Source organism: Listeria monocytogenes (assembly GCF_041765605.1).
Taxonomy (GTDB): Bacteria; Bacillota; Bacilli; order Lactobacillales; family Listeriaceae; genus Listeria; species Listeria monocytogenes_D.
Window position 1 is genome coordinate 2,054,763 of sequence record NZ_CP168900.1, and the last position, 18,718, is coordinate 2,073,480.

18 protein-coding genes are annotated in these 18,718 nt (G+C 39.7%); 13 read left to right on the plus strand and 5 right to left on the minus strand.

Annotated features, from left to right (window positions below):
• Positions 1-55: 55 nt before the first annotated feature.
• Both AB2Q86_RS10470 and AB2Q86_RS10475 read left to right on the plus strand, forming a co-directional pair.
• Complete coding sequence (locus AB2Q86_RS10470; protein ID WP_003725865.1) at positions 56-715, plus strand: 5-bromo-4-chloroindolyl phosphate hydrolysis family protein; 660 nt, start codon at positions 56-58, stop codon at positions 713-715.
• Positions 693-1,892 (plus strand): toxic anion resistance protein, encoded by a 1,200-nt coding sequence (locus AB2Q86_RS10475; RefSeq protein WP_003728786.1) that lies wholly within the window; start codon positions 693-695, stop codon positions 1,890-1,892. Before AB2Q86_RS10470 ends, AB2Q86_RS10475 begins: the two co-directional genes overlap by 23 nt.
• A gap of 36 nt (positions 1,893-1,928) precedes the next feature.
• Here the strand turns inward: AB2Q86_RS10475 and dinB are convergent, their stop codons facing one another.
• The 3 genes from dinB to rnz all read right to left on the minus strand — a co-directional run bounded on the left by dinB (position 1,929) and on the right by rnz (position 4,824).
• Entirely contained in the window at positions 1,929-2,999 is a 1,071-nt protein-coding gene (gene dinB, locus AB2Q86_RS10480) for a DNA polymerase IV (protein WP_012581042.1), read from the minus strand.
• A 108-nt stretch (positions 3,000-3,107) separates the two neighbouring features.
• Entirely contained in the window at positions 3,108-3,899 is a 792-nt protein-coding gene (locus tag AB2Q86_RS10485) for an SDR family oxidoreductase (RefSeq protein ID WP_012581041.1), read from the minus strand.
• Positions 3,900-3,903: 4 nt separating this feature from the next.
• Positions 3,904-4,824: a ribonuclease Z gene (rnz, locus tag AB2Q86_RS10490; RefSeq protein WP_012581040.1), complete on the minus strand. Its 921-nt coding sequence runs from the start codon at positions 4,822-4,824 to the stop codon at positions 3,904-3,906.
• A gap of 301 nt (positions 4,825-5,125) precedes the next feature.
• Between rnz and zwf the strand changes: the two genes are divergently transcribed.
• From zwf to AB2Q86_RS10505, 3 genes are all read left to right on the plus strand, one after another.
• Entirely contained in the window at positions 5,126-6,601 is a 1,476-nt protein-coding gene (gene zwf, locus AB2Q86_RS10495) for a glucose-6-phosphate dehydrogenase (protein ID WP_003728790.1), read from the plus strand.
• A gap of 118 nt (positions 6,602-6,719) precedes the next feature.
• On the plus strand, positions 6,720-7,151 hold the full coding sequence (locus AB2Q86_RS10500) for a YueI family protein (protein WP_012581039.1): 432 nt from the start codon (positions 6,720-6,722) through the stop codon (positions 7,149-7,151).
• A gap of 31 nt (positions 7,152-7,182) precedes the next feature.
• Complete coding sequence (locus tag AB2Q86_RS10505) at positions 7,183-7,320, plus strand: hypothetical protein (RefSeq protein ID WP_003737061.1); 138 nt, start codon at positions 7,183-7,185, stop codon at positions 7,318-7,320.
• Here AB2Q86_RS10505 and AB2Q86_RS10510 read toward each other — a convergent pair.
• Both AB2Q86_RS10510 and AB2Q86_RS10515 read right to left on the minus strand, forming a co-directional pair.
• The gene (locus AB2Q86_RS10510) at positions 7,303-7,788 is read right to left on the minus strand and encodes a DUF6884 domain-containing protein (protein ID WP_012581038.1); all 486 of its coding nucleotides are present in this window, start codon (positions 7,786-7,788) and stop codon (positions 7,303-7,305) included. The two genes, AB2Q86_RS10505 and AB2Q86_RS10510, sit on opposite strands and share 18 nt — an antisense overlap.
• Positions 7,761-8,288 (minus strand): GNAT family N-acetyltransferase, encoded by a 528-nt coding sequence (locus tag AB2Q86_RS10515; protein ID WP_012581037.1) that lies wholly within the window; start codon positions 8,286-8,288, stop codon positions 7,761-7,763. Before AB2Q86_RS10515 ends, AB2Q86_RS10510 begins: the two co-directional genes overlap by 28 nt.
• A 690-nt stretch (positions 8,289-8,978) precedes the next feature.
• On the opposite strand from AB2Q86_RS10515, the gene ilvD reads away from it, so the two are divergent.
• The 8 genes from ilvD to leuD all read left to right on the plus strand — a co-directional run bounded on the left by ilvD (position 8,979) and on the right by leuD (position 18,707).
• The gene (ilvD, locus tag AB2Q86_RS10520) at positions 8,979-10,673 is read left to right on the plus strand and encodes a dihydroxy-acid dehydratase (RefSeq protein WP_003728794.1); all 1,695 of its coding nucleotides are present in this window, start codon (positions 8,979-8,981) and stop codon (positions 10,671-10,673) included.
• A 17-nt stretch (positions 10,674-10,690) separates the two neighbouring features.
• On the plus strand, positions 10,691-12,412 hold the full coding sequence (gene ilvB / locus AB2Q86_RS10525; protein WP_003728795.1) for a biosynthetic-type acetolactate synthase large subunit: 1,722 nt from the start codon (positions 10,691-10,693) through the stop codon (positions 12,410-12,412).
• Positions 12,413-12,904 (plus strand): acetolactate synthase small subunit, encoded by a 492-nt coding sequence (gene ilvN, locus AB2Q86_RS10530; RefSeq protein ID WP_003723150.1) that lies wholly within the window; start codon positions 12,413-12,415, stop codon positions 12,902-12,904.
• 98 nt (positions 12,905-13,002) lie between these two features.
• A complete protein-coding gene (ilvC, locus tag AB2Q86_RS10535; RefSeq protein ID WP_003727977.1) occupies positions 13,003-13,998 on the plus strand; it encodes a ketol-acid reductoisomerase in 996 nt (331 codons plus the stop codon).
• A 158-nt stretch (positions 13,999-14,156) separates the two neighbouring features.
• Positions 14,157-15,695, plus strand: a complete 1,539-nt coding sequence (locus tag AB2Q86_RS10540; RefSeq protein WP_012581035.1) for a 2-isopropylmalate synthase — start codon at positions 14,157-14,159, stop codon at positions 15,693-15,695.
• Between the two features lies 1 nt (position 15,696).
• Entirely contained in the window at positions 15,697-16,749 is a 1,053-nt protein-coding gene (gene leuB / locus AB2Q86_RS10545) for a 3-isopropylmalate dehydrogenase (RefSeq protein WP_012581034.1), read from the plus strand.
• A 1-nt stretch (position 16,750) separates the two neighbouring features.
• Positions 16,751-18,139, plus strand: coding sequence for a 3-isopropylmalate dehydratase large subunit (gene leuC, locus AB2Q86_RS10550; RefSeq protein WP_012581033.1), 1,389 nt, complete (start codon positions 16,751-16,753; stop codon positions 18,137-18,139).
• Positions 18,126-18,707 carry a 3-isopropylmalate dehydratase small subunit gene (gene leuD / locus AB2Q86_RS10555; RefSeq protein ID WP_003727975.1) on the plus strand — a complete coding sequence of 194 codons (582 nt, stop codon included), beginning with the start codon at positions 18,126-18,128 and terminating at the stop codon, positions 18,705-18,707. The genes leuC and leuD overlap by 14 nt, the downstream gene beginning before the upstream one ends.
• Positions 18,708-18,718 lie beyond the last annotated feature (11 nt).

An 18,718-nucleotide genomic window follows, 5' to 3' on the forward strand; every position in this document is an offset into this window, starting at 1 on the left:
TTTACTATAAGAAAAGCGGACCTTTTAAACAGGTACTTAAAGGAGAAGATGTATAATGACCGTTTTTAAAAAGATATTAGCATTCACAGGTTCCATTTTCCTTGTCATGCTTTTGGCTGGTATCCTCACTTCACTAATCCATAGTGGCTTGGTAATTGCAGCAATTGTTATCGCTGTTGCGGCTATCCTATTTTTCTTTTCATCTAAAGCTGGGGACCGTGCACAAATGATAGCAACTGGATTAACCAAGAAAGAATATAAATATATTCGCACTAACTTAGAAGAAGCTCGTGTGAAAATTATCCGCCTTCAAAAAATTATGACACAAAATAAAGCGTTATATTCTTTCCAAGAACGCAACAAAACACTTTTACTTACAAAAAGAATTTACGGCATCGTAAAAGATGAACCAAAACGTTTTTATGAAGCAGAAGATTTCTTTTTCTCCCATCTTGACTCATTGGTGGAGCTAACTGAAAAATATGCTTTCTTAGAAAAACAACCCGTAAAAGACAAAAAAATCTATCAAACACTTTCTGATACGCGCACACTTTTAAATGATTTAAGTCGCGTAATTGAAAAGGATTTATTTACACTTTTGAATCAAGACGTGAACAACCTTGATTTCGAATTAGAAGTAGCGAAAAACTCCATTTCTAAACAGAAAAAGAAATTTGAAAGGGGTACAAAAGATGACCGAGAACAAGCCAAGTGAAGAAACAAATGAATTAAAAGATTTAGTTATTGAGAAAGAGTTCAACCAAACGTTAGATGATCTTCTTGCTAACCCGTTTGGATCAGACGGCGAAACAGCCGCAAATATTGTAAATAACGAAACAGATGCAGCTCCTCGCCTTGTCGATATGCTTACAGAAACAAATAAAAAACAAGCACTAGAGTTATCTAAACAAATCGAACCAGGAAACCAAGCAGCTATTCTTGGCTACGGAGCTCCAGCCCAAGCCAAACTCCATGACTTTTCTCATTCGATGTTAGCTCATGTACAAAAGCAAGATGTTGGGCCAATTGGCGATATTATTAGCGATTTAATGTATCGTTTACAAGAAGCGGACCCGGATGAACTTGCGGCTCGAAACAAAAACGTCTTCACCAAAATGTTCCACCGTGTAAAACAATCCATCAACGAAATTACTTCTAAATATCAAAAAATTGGTACCCAAATTGACCGCATCGCGTTAAAACTGGAACATTCCAAAAAGCGTTTAATGGAAGATAACTCCTTCCTAGAACAGCTTTATGATAAAAATAAAGATTACTTCCAAGCACTTAATATTTACATTGCTGCTGGAGAACTAAAATTAGAAGAAATTAACACAAAAATGCTCCCAGAACTCCGTAAAAAAGCGGAACAAACTGGCGACCAAATGGATTACCAAGAAGTGAATGACTTAACACAATTCGCTGATCGTCTGGATAAACGAGTATATGATTTACGCTTAAGTCGTCAAATCACTATCCAACAAGCGCCGCAAATTCGCTTAATCCAAAATACAAACCAAGCACTCGCTGAAAAAATCCAGTCTTCCATTATGACTGCGATTCCACTTTGGAAAAACCAAGTAGCTATCGCGCTTACCTTGCTTCGTCAACAACAAGCCGTAGCAGCTCAGCGCCAAGTTTCTGAAACAACGAACGAACTTCTAAAACGAAACGCCGATATGCTAAAAACAAACGCTATCGAAACAGCGCGTGAAAACGAAAGAGGTATTGTGGATATCGAGACACTTAAAGAAACTCAATCTAGCTTGATTGAAACCTTGCAAGAAACACTTAAAATTCAACAAGAAGGCCGTGCCAAACGTGCCGTAGCTGAGAAAGAGCTTGTAACAATGGAACAAGAACTTAAAGAGCGTTTACTTGAAATGAAATAATCAAAAAGGCTAGCACCTAAATCGTGCTAGCCTTTTTTATAGTCCTTCTAAACGTAAATTTTCAAAATAAACGGGTTTTAAATTCGTTACAGTAAGCCCTATCAAACGAATGCTATCTTGTCCTTTGTAGCTTTCTCGTAGAAGTAATGCAGCCGCTTGGTAAATTTGATTCGCATCATTGGTATATTCGTTTAAAGTAAGTCGTTTGGTAATTGTGGTAAAGTCACTATAGCGCAATTTCAGTACTACTGTCTTGCCGTGTTTTTGTAACTTAATGAGACGTTCTTCCACTTTCTTAGCAAACTTCATTAGACTTTGCTCGAGTATGCGGTTATCCAATACGTTAAATTCAAAAGTCGTTTCTTTGCCTACTGATTTGCGATCACGATGCGGATTCACAATGTTATTCGAACGACCTCGAACATGTCGATACAACTGATAACCATGCTTATGCAATTCACGAATAAGGTCCCATTCACTCCACTTCTTCAAATCTGCTCCAGTCTCTATTCCAAGGCGATGTAATTTTTCCGCTGTCACTTTCCCTACCCCATAAAATTTGGTTACCGGAATTTGTTCTAAAAAAGCTTCTGCTTCCTCGGGCGCAACCACGGTAATCCCTGCAGGTTTCTTAAAGTCAGAAGCAATTTTTGCAATAAATTTATTGAATGATACGCCAGCTGATGCAGTTAATCCAAGCTCACGGTAAATTGTTTGTTGGATATCACGAGCAACCATTGTGGCGGATTTCATTCCTTTTTTATTTTCGGTTACATCTAAATAGGCTTCATCCAAAGAAAGTGGTTCGATAACATCTGTATACCTGGAAAAAATTTCGCGAATTTGACTAGATACTTCTACATAATGCGCCATATTCCCATGAATAAAAATACCATTCGGACAAAGTTTGGCAGCTTGACGAGTAGGCATGGCAGAATGCACGCCGTATTTGCGTGCTTCATAAGAACAAGTCGAAACAACCCCGCGCTTATTAGGATCCCCACCAATAATCAGTGGCTTCCCGCGAAACTCCGGATGATCGCGTTGTTCTACAGATGCATAAAAAGCGTCCATATCAATATGAATGATTTTCCTACTCGTATCCATCACTGCACCTCCCACAAAACGAACAAACGTTCTTAGTTAATTATATACGCTAATTTAATTAATTACAAGAAAAAATACCCTATTTTTATAAGGGTATTTTCTCTAATTCTATTTCTTTAAAAATGCACCTTTTCCAAAAAATTCAATGACTTGAGGCATCACCTGATACAGTCGAGTCGCAATATTCATTACAAAAGGTAAATTAATTTCGCGTCGTTTCGTTCCCATAATTTGTACGGTTTTTCTAGCTACTTTCTCTGGTTGTAGAACTAATTTTCCAACTGTCTCTAAATAGTTGCCTGATTTATCTGCTACATCGAAAAAGTTCGTTGCAATAGGACCAGGATTTATCGTTGTGACGTTGATTTTATCAGGAATTAGTTCTAAGCGAAGCGCATTAGAAAAGCCTAGCACTGCATATTTTGTTGCAGAATAAACAGTTGACTTTGGTGTGGCTATTTTTGCCGCTTGAGAAGCGATGTTAATAATATGTCCTGCCTTACGTGCTTGCATTTGCGGTAAAATAAGTTGCGTTAACTGAATTAACCCAAGCACATTTGTATCAAACATTTTTTCAATCGTTTCAAATGGAATGTCTACTGCATTTTCAAATAAGCCAAATCCTGCGCAATTAACTATTACATCTACTTGATATGTCGTGTTTATTTCCGCACTGACTTGCTTTACTTGCTCAAAATCCGTCATATCTAGTGTAAAATAAACAGCCTCTACGGAAAACTGACTACTTATTTCTTTTTGCAAAGCGATTAATTTTTCCGTACTTCTTGCTGTGATAATAACGTTCGCACCTGATGCGGCCACTTGTCTTGTGATTTCTGCACCAAGGCCGTTCGAAGCTCCAGTGATTAATACTGTTTTATTTTTCAAAAATGGATTCATTTCGTCACTCTCCAATTGGGAAAACAGCTAAGTCATACGCTATTTCTGTATTTTCAAAAACAGATTGTGCTTCTATTAATAATTCTTTACTTGCGTCACGATCATATCTAGAGCTGATGTGCGTTAATATTAATTTTTTGACGTTGGCTTTTTTTGCAAGACTCGCAGCTTGTAACGTGGTTGAATGCATGTATTCTCCTGCTAGCTTTTCTTTATCGCCTTCAAATGTAGCTTCGTGTACTAAAACATCAGCATTGAGCGCTAATTCAAGTTCACTGGCTGTCGCTTTCGTGTCACCAAAAATACTAATAATCTTTCCTTTTTGAGGCTCATCAATGTAGTCTTTTCCGTTAATGACACTTCCGTCAGCTAATGTGACTGTTTCTCCTTTTTTTATCTTTTGGAAAATTGGGCCTGGTTCGACGCCATCCTCTATTAATTTATCGGCATTAAGTGCGCCCGGTTTATCTTTCTCAACGATTCGGTAACCAAAGCTACGTAATCCGTGATCTAATTCGTCCACTGTAATAGAAAACATCTTATCTTCAAAAATCAAACCCGGTTCAATTTCGTTAAAAATAATTTTATAGGTCAGTCTAGTACCACTTAATCTTAAGGAAGTTTCTACGTACTCGGTAATGCCAACTGGTCCATATATCGTTAAATCTGACTCCCCACCTTGAAAAGAACGGCTACTTAATAAACCTGGCAAACCAAAAATGTGGTCACCATGCAAGTGAGTAATAAAGATTTTTTCTAACTTACTAAGTTTAATTTGGCTTCGCATGATTTGATGTTGTGTTGCTTCTCCGCAATCAAATAGCCAAATTGCATTTCGTTCATTTAACATTGAAAGTGCGATGGATGTGACATTACGGCCTCGCGACGGTACGCCTGCTCCAGTTCCTAGAAAAACAAGTTCCATATCTGTTTCATTCCCTTCTCGGTTCGAGTCTTATTTTATCATATTCTTAAACGAACAGGAAATAAACATTTTCATGCTAAAAACCCTTATAATTCAGAAATAACTGTCAAATTAAAAAAATATTCGAACCAAACAGTTGCACAAATGCTTCTTTATGGATAAAATAGTATGGACTAATGAGGAAAATTAATAGCTCATTTAATAAGGCCTTTTTTTGTGGGGTTCTTTTCAAACTAAGAAATCTTTTTCTTAGCAGTTAATTTTTTGCCATTAAGAGAATAAGAAAGAGGGTAAATGACGTATGACAGATGAGTTAGAACAAAAAGCACTGATTACTATTTTTGGCGGTACGGGAGATTTGGCAAATCGCAAACTTTACCCTTCGCTATATCATTTATACAGTAAGGGATCTCTTGGCGACAATTTTGCTGTTATTGGAACGGCACGTCGTGAATGGAGTAATGATTTCTTCCGTGATAAAGTAAAAGAGTCTATCAAAGACATTGACGGTTCCGAAAAAGACGCGGATGCATTTGCTTCTCACTTCTACTATCAATCTCATGATGTGACAAATAAAGAATCTTACGTAACGTTAAAAGATTTGTCTGATGAACTAGATGCAAAATACGAATTAGGTGGTAATCGCCTTTTCTACCTTGCAATGGCACCGAATTTCTTTGGAACGATTGCTAGCCGCATTAAGTCTGAAGGTTTTGTTGATACAGACGGTTTCCATCGTTTAATTATCGAAAAACCATTCGGCCATGATTTAGCTAGTGCGGAAGAATTAAATAATTCGCTTCGTCAAGCTTTCAAGGAAGATGAAATTTATCGTATTGACCATTATTTAGGAAAAGAAATGATCCAAAATATTTCGGTTATTCGTTTTGCAAATTCTATTATTGAATCGCTTTGGAATAATCGTTACATCGATAATATTCAAGTTACTTTGACAGAGGTACTTGGAGTCGAAGATCGTGGACGCTATTACGATGAAAGTGGCGCACTTCGAGACATGGTTCAAAATCATATCTTACAAATCGTTTCTTTACTTGCAATGGAGCCACCGATTAACTTATCTACTCGCGAGATTCGTCATGAAAAAGTTCGCGCGCTTCGTTCTTTACGCGTTTTTGAAGGAAAAGAAGTGCATCAAAGCTTTATCCGTGGTCAATATGGTCCCGGTGAAGTCGATGGTAAAGAGTTAAAAGGTTATCGTCAAGAAGATAATGTGGATCCTCATTCCAATACGGAAACATTTGTTGCAGCCAAGCTTGAAATCGATAATTTCCGCTGGGCTGGCGTACCATTTTACATTCGTACTGGTAAACGTCTTGCGAAGAAAACAACGCAAATTGCGATTCAGTTTAAAGATGTCCCACTAAACTTATTCGGGCAACAACAATCGCTTGGTGGTAATGTGCTTGTTATTCATATCCAACCAGACGAAGGTATTACACTTCATTTGAACGTAAAAGAGCCTGGTCAAGGTATGGTTACGATGCCAGTTAACTTAAATTATATTCATTCCTCTCCAGATGGCATGAATACGCCAGAAGCATACGAAAAACTAATTCTAGATTGCCTTCGCGGTGACGCGACTTACTTCTCTCACTGGGATGAAGTATCGCTATCATGGAACTTTATCGACCATGTAGCAGACGTTTGGACAAATACGAAAGATCATTTTCCGAACTACAAATCTGGTTCGATGGGGCCAAAAGAAGCAGATGACCTCATTCAACGCGACGGATTCCAGTGGTTCCCAATCGATTAATCAAAAAAACCAGAAATATGGCTACCCTAGCCTATTTCTGGTTTTCTTTGTTTACTTGCAAAAGCGCCTAAGCATGTTAGAATAGAGAGGAAACTAACTAGTTAAAGGAGCTCATATAATGGCTGAAAATATTGATGACTACTTAGAAAAAGGCATGTATGGGGCAAAAGAGATTAATCCCGCTGAGAAGAAGAAATATCTAGGAACTTACCGCGAACGTGTCTTAGTTGCACTGACAAAAGAAGAAGTTTTGACTCAAGAATATCTTCCAGAACTAGAAAAGGCAATACTAGAAAATAACGACTCTAAGCTACTTTTAAATGGATTACTGCATTATAATTCTTTACGCCCTTATATTAAACTAGCAGAAAAATGTAAACATGAATTTTCGATTGTTAGTCGTTTGGAAGGTGAAACAGATATTTACCTCGTCCTCGCCTGTCAAAAAGCGGTAAACAAAGAAGACATTCATTTATATAAAGAAGCACAAGTAGAACAAGAAGAAGAACCTACCTCGTTACTTGAGAAGGTTCGTAAACTATTTAATTAAGTTTTCCGCTCACTATTTAGGAGGTCGATTTATGCTACACATCATCACTCTTTCACTCGCTATTTTGATGGCGTTACAAACAATCTATTTCTTCATTCGTAGAAATGTCAATATGGGTGTTATGTTTTTACTCATAACAGCTGCACTTCTTTTACTCAGTACGATTTAATGGCATTCCTGTTTCGACAGCTTGCTTTAGTCTTTGCTGCATGACGCCGATTCCTGATGCCCCGTCAAGTGGAAAACTAAATGCTTGCTTACCATCCGTAATGCTTATTAATAACCCTCTGAACTTTTTGCCGCCTAACATCGGAATTGGTTCGGTAGGGTTTATTTGTAGTTTCTGCCACTGCTTCTTTAATTCCTCTAGCTGAATCGTATCTGTACCAGTCCCTTTCATTGTAAAGCGAACATCGTATGTTTTTGAAACAACATCGTCCGGTCGTAAAAAACCATATTTAGGAGATAAAATTAAATAATCAGCCGCAAATTGCTCGGCATAAGCCTTACTTAAACGATGAAAAGTTCCCGTATAAACATCTCTCGCTTTCACTGGACCTATATCTGGTAACTTATCCCATATCTTCGGTTTACCGGATGCAATAATAATCAGCTTTGTTTTATTGGATATTCCCACATCATCACTCTTCCTTGTTTTTCTTCCGTATCTTTTTCTGCAATATGTACGAAATGATTATGCTGTAAAACGTGAATAGATGGCCCATTTTGCTCGTAACATCTAGCAAATATGCGATGAATGGCGGGCTGTTCTTCTAGCCAAGCAATCATACCTATAAGCGCTTCTGACATATAACCTTTATTTTGATAATCCGGTACGATACTGTAGCCAATTTCGATTTCGCCTGTTTCGTCTGGATTTCCTTGTCCGCCAATTTCGCCGATAATTTTATTTTCTTCTTTTAAAACGACTAGACGTGTCCATTTAATCATTCTATCGTCTTTTTTCACGTTTTCTAACACATATGGTAAATAAAAAAAGAAATCAATTCCTGGCCAGTCAGGTGACACATGGTAACCACTTGCTTTTTCCAAAGCTTCTGTCCCATTAATCGTTGCCTGAATCATTTCTAGTGTGTAATTAATTAATATTAATCGATCTGTCTCTAAATTATCCACAACAAAAACCCGGCTTTCCTACTAATTTATTACTTTCAATTTAGCAGAATTAGATAGAAGAACGCAACTAATGTGTGATTTTTTATCCGAATTATTAAATAAATAATAGAAAACTATAAAAATAAAACTATTCTGACTATATACTTGACCTTTCATTTTTGAATGCGCTTCCATTTAAGTTATACTTCAAATATAAGACCTGGTACTAATTCCAGCTAAAAGTGTAAGTTGCTTGAATTGTGCAAACTGACGGAAAACTTTCAAAATAACAATTGACAATCGCATGGCAACCATATATATTAAATACTAACATAACATTTCTTGATATTAATTTTTTTCAAAAATGTGCGACTAATCGAAAAAATAAAACCATTTAACGAAGGGGATAATGACTTATGAAAACGACCAAATCAGTCATTACAATTTTATTACTCTAGAAGGACTTTGAGCACTGTAGAAATTTACAGTAGTTTGAGTCCTGTTTACGTTAAATGGGATTCTAGCAAAGCATCCCATTGTTTTCATCATTGGGGTGCTTTTTCTTTAGCTAGATTTCGAGTTTTCAAGCATCGAAAAGCCATTATCAAGCAAGCAGCTACTTAATCATATATATTAATGCCACGCTATTTAGTGAATTCTAAAAATTCAGTGTCGGCAAATAATTCTTAATTAGAAATGGGGTAAAGTCATATGCGTAGTGACAAAATAAAAAAAGGTGTTGAACAAGCTCCAGCAAGAAGTTTGCTGCATGCTACAGGTCAAATTAAAAGTCCAGGTGATATGGATAAACCATTTATCGCTATTTGTAACTCTTACATTGATATTGTTCCCGGTCATGTTCATTTGCGAGAATTAGCGGATGTCGCTAAAGAAGCTATTAGAGAAGCTGGCGGTATCCCATTTGAATTTAATACGATTGGGGTAGATGACGGCATTGCGATGGGACATATCGGTATGCGCTATTCCCTTCCCTCTCGTGAAGTTATCGCGGATGCAGCGGAAACAGTAATCAATGCGCACTGGTTTGACGGGGTTTTCTACATCCCAAACTGTGACAAAATCACGCCAGGAATGCTTCTCGCTTCTGTTCGTACAAATGTACCTGCTATCTTCTGTTCTGGTGGTCCAATGAAAGCTGGATTATCTGCTCACGGAAAAGCACTCACTCTCTCTTCTGTTTTTGAAGCGGTTGGCGCATTTAAAGATGGCAGCATGTCGCAGGAAGATTTTCTTGATATGGAAGCTAATGCGTGTCCGACTTGCGGATCTTGCGCAGGAATGTTTACAGCAAACTCGATGAATTGTTTGATGGAAATCCTAGGTATGGCTGTTCCGGGAAATGGTACAACACTTGCTGTTTCTGATGCACGCCGCGACCTTATTAGAGAATCTGCTTTCCACTTAATGGATTTAGTTAAAAAAGATATTCGTCCTCGTGACATTATTACAAAAGATGCCATTGATGATGCTTTCGCGCTAGATATGGCGATGGGTGGTTCGACAAATACCGTTTTACATACACTTGCACTTGCAAACGAAGCTGGTATTGAAGATTACGATTTAGAACGTATCAATGATATTGCTAAACGTGTTCCCTACCTTTCCAAAATTGCACCATCCTCTTCTTATTCAATGCATGATGTTCATGAAGCTGGCGGCGTTTCTGCCATCGTTAAAGAACTGGTTGACCTTGGTGGCGCTATCCATCCAGACCGAATCACCGTTACTGGAAAAACGATTCGCGAAAACGTAGCTGATGCAAAAATTAATAATACCGATGTTATTCATCCAAAAGAAAATCCTTATAGCCCTGTTGGCGGACTTTCCATGTTGTTCGGCAATATCGCACCAAAAGGAGCTGCTATCAAAGTTGGTGGCGTAGATCCTTCCGTACAAGTTTTCAAAGGAGAAGCGATTTGCTTTAGTTCTCATGATGAGGCGGTTGAAGCAATTGATAACCATACCGTTCGCGAGGGGCACGTCGTGGTCATTCGCTATGAAGGTCCAAAAGGTGGTCCAGGAATGCCTGAAATGCTTGCACCAACATCTAGTATTGTTGGTCGAGGTTTAGGAAAAGATGTTGCTTTGATTACAGATGGTCGCTTTTCTGGGGCTACTCGTGGTATCGCAGTTGGCCACATTTCTCCAGAAGCTGCAGCTGGTGGTCCTATCGCCCTTGTTCATGACGGCGATATCATCACGATTGATTTGCCAAACCGGACGTTAAACGTGGATGTTCCTGATGAGGTTTTAGAAGAACGAAGAAAAGAATTACCGAAATTTAAAGCTAAAGTAAAAACTGGTTATCTTGCAAGATATACTGCTCTAGTAACTAGCGCTCATACTGGCGGCATTTTGCAAATTCCAGAAGATTTAATCGACTAAAAAACGAGGTGATAAGCGTGATTGATACGACGAAGACAAATGAAAAAGCGACAAAAAAGCAAAATAAAAGTGGCGCAGAACTTTTAATTGACTCCCTGAAAAAACAACAAGTTGATATGATTTTTGGTTACCCGGGTGGCGCTGTGTTACCTCTCTATGATGCCTTTTACGACTGTGATATCCCGCATATTCTAACTAGGCATGAGCAAGGAGCGATTCATGCTGCGGAAGGTTATGCGCGAGTTACCGGTAAGCCTGGTGTTGTTGTTGTAACGAGTGGACCAGGAGCAACTAATGTATTGACTGGTATTGCGGATGCGATGAGCGATTCGATTCCTTTAGTCATCTTTACAGGGCAAGTTCATACGCCTGGCATTGGAAAAGATGCTTTCCAAGAAGCCGATATGATTGGGCTTACGATTCCCATTACAAAATACAACTACCAAGTGCGCGATGTTCGAGACTTACCAAAAATCGTCAATGAAGCTTTTCATATTGCAAGTACTGGTCGTAAAGGGCCTGTTGTCGTTGATATTCCGAAAGACATGGGAATTATCCAAACAGATACAGTCCATCCCGACACAATTGATTTGCCTGGTTATCAACCGACTTATTCACCGAATCCACTTCAACTAGAAAAATTAATGCACTCTCTATCAGCTGCAAGTAAACCACTTATCCTTGCAGGTGCTGGTGTCAACCATGCGCGAGCAACAGCTGAATTGTTAGAATTTGCTGAACGCTATCAAATTCCTATCGTGAACACGCTACTTGGTCTCGGAAGTTTCCCGCAAAGTCATGATTTGTTCCTTGGTATGGGCGGCATGCACGGTTCATACGCGGCAAACATGGCACTGACAGACTGCGATTTGCTCATTAATTTTGGTTCCCGCTTCGATGACAGGCTTGCCAGTGCGCCAAAAGAATTTGCCACAAAAGCAACGATTGCACATATCGATATTGATCCTGCTGAAATTGGCAAAATTATCGAAACACAAATTCCTATTGTAGCTGATATTAACGAAACACTTACACAACTACTACAAATGGAACTTCCGGTTCATCCGGATACATCTCATTGGTACAAATTAAATATGACCCGAAAAAACCGTCATCCTTTTAATTTTGATAGAACGAAAAAAGCGGAAATTAAACCACAGCGTGTGATTGAACTAATCGGCGAAATTACGCAAGGTGAAGCACTTGTTTCTACCGATGTTGGCCAGCATCAAATGTGGGCGGCACAGTTTTATCCATTCCAATTTGATCATCAAATTATTACGAGTGGCGGGCTTGGCACAATGGGCTTTGGCTTTCCAGCAGCAGTTGGTGCGCAACTTGCTTTCCCAGATAAAACGGTAGTAGCAATTGTTGGGGACGGTGGTTTCCAAATGACCAATCAAGAACTAGCGATTTTAAATGATTACCAAATCAATGTAAAAACGGTCATTATCAATAACGGTTCGCTCGGCATGGTTCGTCAGTGGCAAGAAAAATTCCACGGCGAAAGATATTCTCATTCGATTTTTTCGAGCCAACCAGATTTTGTTAAACTATCCGAAGCTTATGGTGTCAAAGGGGTTCGCTTGACGAATCCTGAAACGCTAGAAAAAGATCTAAGAAAAGCCTTCGCTCACCCTGGACCGATTGTCATTGACGTTCATGTGGCCAAAGATGAGCTAGTACTTCCAATGGTTCCAAGCGGCAAACCAAATCACCAAATGGAAGGAGTGGAATAAATGCGCCGAATCATTACCGCTACAGTAAACAACTCTTCTGGCGTGTTAAATCGTATCACTGGGGTTATCTCCAGACGCCAATACAATATTGATAGCATCTCTGTCGGCTGGACCGAAATCCCAAATGTTTCTCGGATTACCATCGTCGTCCATGTCGATTCCTTATACGAAATCGAGCAAGTAACTAAACAACTCAATAAACAAATTGATGTGCTCAAAGTAAGCGATATTACTGACGATGCGCACATCGAACGCGAACTAGCTTTACTTAAAATCAACTCCCCCGCTGCCTTACGATCTGAGCTAAACGCAGTCATCGAACCATTTCGCGCCACTGTCATTGACGTCGGCACGAAAAATGTCGTCATTCAAGTAACTGGCACAAGTGAAAAAATCGATGCTTTCGTTGACACAGTTCGCCCGTACGGTATTAAACAAATGGCGAGAACCGGCGTCACAGGCTTTACAAGAAGCCCTAAAAAAATGGGTTAAAAATCATTTACTACAGAGCAATCCTTTGCTTTGCTAGCATCAGAACAGCACATCGCTATTCTGAAATATAAAAAGAAATTAGTTGGAGGTTAGGAAAAATGACAAAAGTTTATTATGAAGATGCAGTAAAAAACAACGCACTAGAAGGTAAAACAGTAGCAGTAATCGGGTACGGTTCGCAAGGTCACGCACATTCTCAAAATCTACGTGACAATGGCAATAACGTTATTATCGGCATTCGCGAAGGAAAATCTGCCGAATCTGCTAGAAACGATGGCTTTGATGTTTATTCTGTTAGCGAAGCCGCTGAAAAAGCAGACGTTATCATGATTCTTTTGCCAGATGAAACGCAAGGTGAAACATACGAAAACGAAATTAAACCTAACCTAAAAGCTGGCAATGCGCTTGTTTTCGCACATGGTTTCAACATTCATTTTGACGTAATTAATCCTCCAAGCGATGTGGATGTTTTCCTAGTAGCTCCAAAAGGTCCTGGTCACTTAGTTCGCCGCACATTTGTTGAAGGTGGCGCGGTTCCTTCCCTATTCGCTATCTATCAAGATGCCACTGGAAACGCACGCGACACAGCCCTTTCTTATGCAAAAGGTATTGGCGCAACTCGTGCTGGCGTTATCGAAACCACTTTCAAAGAAGAAACCGAAACCGATCTATTTGGCGAACAAGCAGTTCTTTGTGGGGGTGCAACTCACCTTATCCAAGCTGGTTTTGAAACACTTGTAGAGGCTGGCTACCAACCAGAACTTGCTTATTTTGAAGTATTACATGAAATGAAACTAATTGTTGATTTGATGTATGAGGGTGGTATGGAAAAAATGCGCCACTCGATCTCCAATACAGCAGAATATGGTGATTATGTTTCCGGTCCTCGTGTTGTTACAGCTGATACGAAAAAAGCAATGAAAGAAGTACTTACCGACATTCAAAATGGTAACTTTGCTAAATCTTTCATCGACGACAACAAAAATGGCTTTAAAGAGTTCCATAGAATGCGCAAAGAACAACAAGGTCATCAAATCGAAAAAGTTGGTGCTGAACTTCGCGAAATGATGCCATTTGTTAAACCACAACATTAATACTTAATTCGGATTGCTAGGTGAGAATTCTTGCCTAGCAACCGTTTATCCTTTTTCGATATGAGTTTAAGGAAGAACCCTTTTCTTTCCTAAACTGATACTGAAAGCAGGAAAAATCCAAGCTTCCCTATCTAATATAAAACAAGAGGTGAAATCGAATGAAGAAAATCCAGTTTTTTGATACTACACTTAGAGATGGCGAACAAACCCCTGGAGTTAATTTTGACGTAAAGGAGAAAATCCAGATTGCCTTACAACTCGAAAAACTTGGAATTGATGTAATTGAAGCCGGCTTTCCGATTTCTTCTCCTGGAGATTTTGAATGCGTCAAGGCAATTGCAAAAGCGATTAAACATTGTTCTGTAACAGGGCTAGCGCGCTGTGTTGAAGGAGATATTGATCGTGCTGAAGAAGCGCTTAAAGATGCTGTTTCTCCGCAAATACATATCTTCCTTGCAACGAGCGATGTGCACATGGAATACAAATTAAAAATGAGTCGGGCGGAAGTTCTTGCTTCCATTAAACACCACATTAGTTATGCGAGACAAAAATTTGAAGTAGTTCAGTTTTCACCAGAAGATGCCACGCGGTCAGATCGTGCTTTTCTTATTGAAGCCGTTCAAACAGCAATCGATGCCGGAGCAACTGTCATCAACATTCCGGACACGGTCGGATATACTAACCCCACCGAATTCGGACAATTATTCCAAGATTTGCGCCGCGAAATAAAGCAATTTGATGATATTATTTTCGCTTCTCATTGCCATGATGACCTTGGTATGGCAACGGCGAATGCACTTGCTGCAATTGAAAATGGTGCGAGACGCGTTGAAGGTACGATTAATGGGATTGGTGAACGTGCTGGGAATACAGCGCTGGAAGAAGTTGCGGTTGCGCTTCATATTCGTAAAGATTTTTATCAAGCAGAAACAAATATTGTGTTGAATCAATTTAAAAATTCAAGTGATTTGATTAGTCGCTTGTCTGGTATGCCTGTTCCGCGTAATAAAGCCGTAATTGGTGGTAATGCTTACGCGCATGAATCTGGTATTCACCAAGATGGTGTCCTAAAAAATCCTGATACGTATGAAATCATCACTCCTGCCCTTGTAGGCGTAGATAAAAACTCCCTTCCGCTTGGCAAACTTTCTGGAAAACATGCTTTCCAAACGCGTATGGAAGAAATGGGCTACAATTTGAGCGAGCAAGAACTTAAAGATGCTTTTAAACGGTTCAAACAGCTAGCTGACGCTAAAAAAGAAGTAACCGAAGATGATTTACATGCACTAATTCTCGGTCAATCTTCTGAGTCCGCGGATGATTTCGAACTAAAACACTTGCAAGTGCAATACGTTACTGGAGGCGTTCAAGGTGCAATAGTTCGCATTGCAGAACGTGATGGTACGCTCATTGAAGATGCAGCAACTGGTTCTGGTAGTATTGAAGCAATTTATAACACAATTAATCGTCTTATGAAACAAAATATTGAATTAACCAATTATCATATTCAAGCGATTACAGCTGGTCAAGATGCTCAAGCAGAAGTACACGTCGTCATTAAAGATAAGAGTGGCGCTGAATTCCATGGTATCGGGATTGACTTTGACGTTTTAACTGCTAGCGCAAAAGCTTATTTACAAGCATCTGCTAAAAGTAAAACTGGTAGTAAACAAGCAGATTTCGAGGAGGTAAAGTAACGTGACATATAAAATTACTTCCCTAGCTGGCGACGGCATTGGCCCAGAAATTATGAATGCTGGTCTCCAAGTACTCGAAGCGGTCGCAAAAAAATACAATCATACTTTTGAGATTGAGCGCCACCCTTTTGGCGGAGCAGGCATTGATCAGGCGGGCGATCCAATTCCCTCTGCCACATTAAAAGCATGCCAAGATGCCGATGCTATTTTGCTTGGAGCAATTGGTGGTCCTAAATGGGATAATGCACCAAAACGGCCCGAAGATGGCTTACTTGCATTACGAAAAGCACTTGGTCTTTTCGCCAATATTCGCCCAATTCAAGTCCCAAGTTCCATCACACACCTTTCTCCTTTAAAAAAGGAAATTGTCGAAAATACTGATTTTATTGTTGTTCGTGAGTTGACTGGTGGGCTTTACTTCGGGGAACCGAAACATTGGGACGATGGCTCAGCGCTCGACTCTCTAACGTATACACGAGCAGAAATCGAACGAATTATCGAGAAAGCTTTTGAAATTGCCGCGACAAGAAACAAAAAAGTTACATCGGTAGATAAAGCAAATGTACTCGCTTCTAGTAAACTATGGCGCAAAATTGCTGAAGAAGTCGCGAGTCGCCATCCAGATATCACACTAGAGCATCTATATGTCGATGCTGCTGCGATGCTTATGATTCAACGACCAACGACTTTTGATGTTATCGTGACAGAAAATTTATTCGGCGATATTTTAAGCGATGAAGCGTCTGTTATTACTGGCTCGCTTGGAATGCTCCCTTCTGCTAGTCACGCGGAAAACGGACCATCTTTATACGAACCAATTCACGGATCTGCACCAGATATCGCTAACCAAAATATCGCGAATCCAATGTCGATGATATCTTCTGTATCCATGATGCTCCGTCAATCTTTCTCTCTTTTTGAAGAAGCAGATGCGATTGATACGGCTACAGCAAAAACGATGCAAGCTGGATTTTTAACTGCTGACCTTGGAGGCAATACTTCCACAACTGATTTTACAAATGAAGTTCTAAAACAAATTGAAGGAGGAGAATAAAATGGGGAAAACACTTTTTGATAAACTTTGGAACCGCCATGTCATTTATGGTAAAGAAGGTGAACCGCAATTATTATACGTTGACCTTCATTTGATTCATGAAGTTACTTCTCCTCAAGCGTTTGAAGGACTTAGAATGGAAAATCGGCCACTGCGTAGACCAGATAAAACGTTCGCGACAATGGATCATAACGTTCCAACTGAAGATATTTTCAACATTCAAGACCTTGTTGCTAAAAAACAAATCGAAGCACTGCAAACCAATTGCGAGGAATTTGGCGTGACGCTAGCTGATATGGGTAGTGATCGCCAAGGAATCGTGCATATGGTTGGACCTGAAACTGGGCTAACACAACCTGGAAAAGTCATTGTGTGTGGCGATTCTCATACGGCAACTCATGGTGCTTTTGGAGCAATTGGCTTTGGGATTGGTTCTAGTGAAGTAGAGCATGTTTTTGCGACTCAAACCATTTGGCAACAAAAGCCAAAATCAATGGGCATAGAAATTAACGGCAAACTTCCAAAAGGCGTTTATGCAAAAGATATTATTTTGCATTTGATTGCCACGTATGGCGTCGCTTTTGGAACTGGGTATGCCGTCGAGTATTACGGCGAAACGATTCGCAATATGTCGATGGAAGAACGGATGACGATTTGTAATATGGCAATTGAAGGTGGCGCAAAGATGGGCATGATGGCGCCAGATGAAACTACTTTTGAATATGTACGCGGTCGTGAGTACGCTCCCGCTGACATGGAAAAAGCCATTCGTGATTGGAAAACGCTCCAAACAGATCCAGATGCCGAATATGACCTTCATATCGAAATGGATGCGAGTATTTTGGAACCTTACGTGACCTGGGGAACGAATCCCGAAATGGGTGTCCCGTTTTCTAAAGCATTTCCGGAAATTAAAGATATGAACTATGAGCGTGCTTATGAATATATGGGGCTAAAACCTGGTCAAACTGCAGAAGAAATCGAGCTTGGCTATGTGTTTATTGGTTCTTGTACGAATGCCAGACTTTCTGACTTAGAAGAAGCTGCTCGTATCGTCAAAGGAAATAAAGTGAAAAATAATATTCGTGCACTCGTCGTTCCTGGCTCTCGCCAAGTGCGTAATGCGGCAGAATCTATTGGACTAGATAAAATTTTTATAGAAGCTGGCTTTGAGTGGCGTGAACCTGGTTGTTCGATGTGTCTAGGAATGAACCCTGATCAAGTACCAGACGGCGTCCACTGTGCTTCTACTTCGAATCGAAATTTCGAAGGTCGTCAAGGCAAAGGCGCTCGTACTCATCTTGTTTCACCAGCAATGGCTGCAGCTGCGGCAATTAACGGGCACTTTATCGATATTCGAAAGGAGGCGATTATCAGTGGAGGAAATTAAAGTACACATTGGGAAAACAGTGGCGCTAATGAATGACAATATTGATACCGACCAAATCATTCCAAAAAGCTTCTTAAAACGCATTGAACGTACTGGTTTTGGCGAATTTCTCTTTGATAGTTGGCGCTACCTGCCGAATCGTAAACCAAACCCAGACTTCCCACTTAATGCTCCAGATCGTCAGGAAGCAACTATTTTAATTACAGGAGATAACTTTGGTTGCGGGTCTTCCAGAGAACATGCTGCGTGGGCACTACTCGACTACCGTTTCCGCGTAATTATTGCTGGTAGTTATAGTGATATTTTTTATATGAATTGTACCAAAAACGGCGTGCTCCCTATCGTTCTTCCTAGAGAGGCGCGTGAAAAATTAGCGAAAATTGCAGCCGACGAGAATGTGACCATTGACTTGCCAAATCAACAAGTTATTAGTTCAGTTGGTACCTACCCGTTTGAGATTGATGCTACTTGGAAAAATAAATTTATTAATGGACTGGATGATATCGCCATTACATTTGAACATATTGATGCGATTAAAGCCTATGAACAAAAAGTGGATTCAATATAAGAAAAGGTAGT

What these genes read in the sequence shown, in the direction of transcription:
- zwf (WP_003728790.1), top strand. Translation starts at nt 5,126, where the DNA reads ATGACAGATGAGTTAGAACAAAAAGCACTGATTACTATTTTTGGCGGT.
- AB2Q86_RS10540 (WP_012581035.1), top strand. Translation starts at nt 14,157, where the DNA reads ATGAAGAAAATCCAGTTTTTTGATACTACACTTAGAGATGGCGAACAA.
- rnz (WP_012581040.1), bottom strand. Translation starts at nt 4,824, where the DNA reads ATGGAACTTGTTTTTCTAGGAACTGGAGCAGGCGTACCGTCGCGAGGC.
- AB2Q86_RS10475 (WP_003728786.1), top strand. Translation starts at nt 693, where the DNA reads ATGACCGAGAACAAGCCAAGTGAAGAAACAAATGAATTAAAAGATTTA.
- AB2Q86_RS10485 (WP_012581041.1), bottom strand. Translation starts at nt 3,899, where the DNA reads ATGAATCCATTTTTGAAAAATAAAACAGTATTAATCACTGGAGCTTCG.
- dinB (WP_012581042.1), bottom strand. Translation starts at nt 2,999, where the DNA reads ATGGATACGAGTAGGAAAATCATTCATATTGATATGGACGCTTTTTAT.
- ilvC (WP_003727977.1), top strand. Translation starts at nt 13,003, where the DNA reads ATGACAAAAGTTTATTATGAAGATGCAGTAAAAAACAACGCACTAGAA.
- AB2Q86_RS10500 (WP_012581039.1), top strand. Translation starts at nt 6,720, where the DNA reads ATGGCTGAAAATATTGATGACTACTTAGAAAAAGGCATGTATGGGGCA.
- leuC (WP_012581033.1), top strand. Translation starts at nt 16,751, where the DNA reads ATGGGGAAAACACTTTTTGATAAACTTTGGAACCGCCATGTCATTTAT.
- AB2Q86_RS10505 (WP_003737061.1), top strand. Translation starts at nt 7,183, where the DNA reads ATGCTACACATCATCACTCTTTCACTCGCTATTTTGATGGCGTTACAA.
- ilvN (WP_003723150.1), top strand. Translation starts at nt 12,413, where the DNA reads ATGCGCCGAATCATTACCGCTACAGTAAACAACTCTTCTGGCGTGTTA.
- ilvD (WP_003728794.1), top strand. Translation starts at nt 8,979, where the DNA reads ATGCGTAGTGACAAAATAAAAAAAGGTGTTGAACAAGCTCCAGCAAGA.
- AB2Q86_RS10470 (WP_003725865.1), top strand. Translation starts at nt 56, where the DNA reads ATGACCGTTTTTAAAAAGATATTAGCATTCACAGGTTCCATTTTCCTT.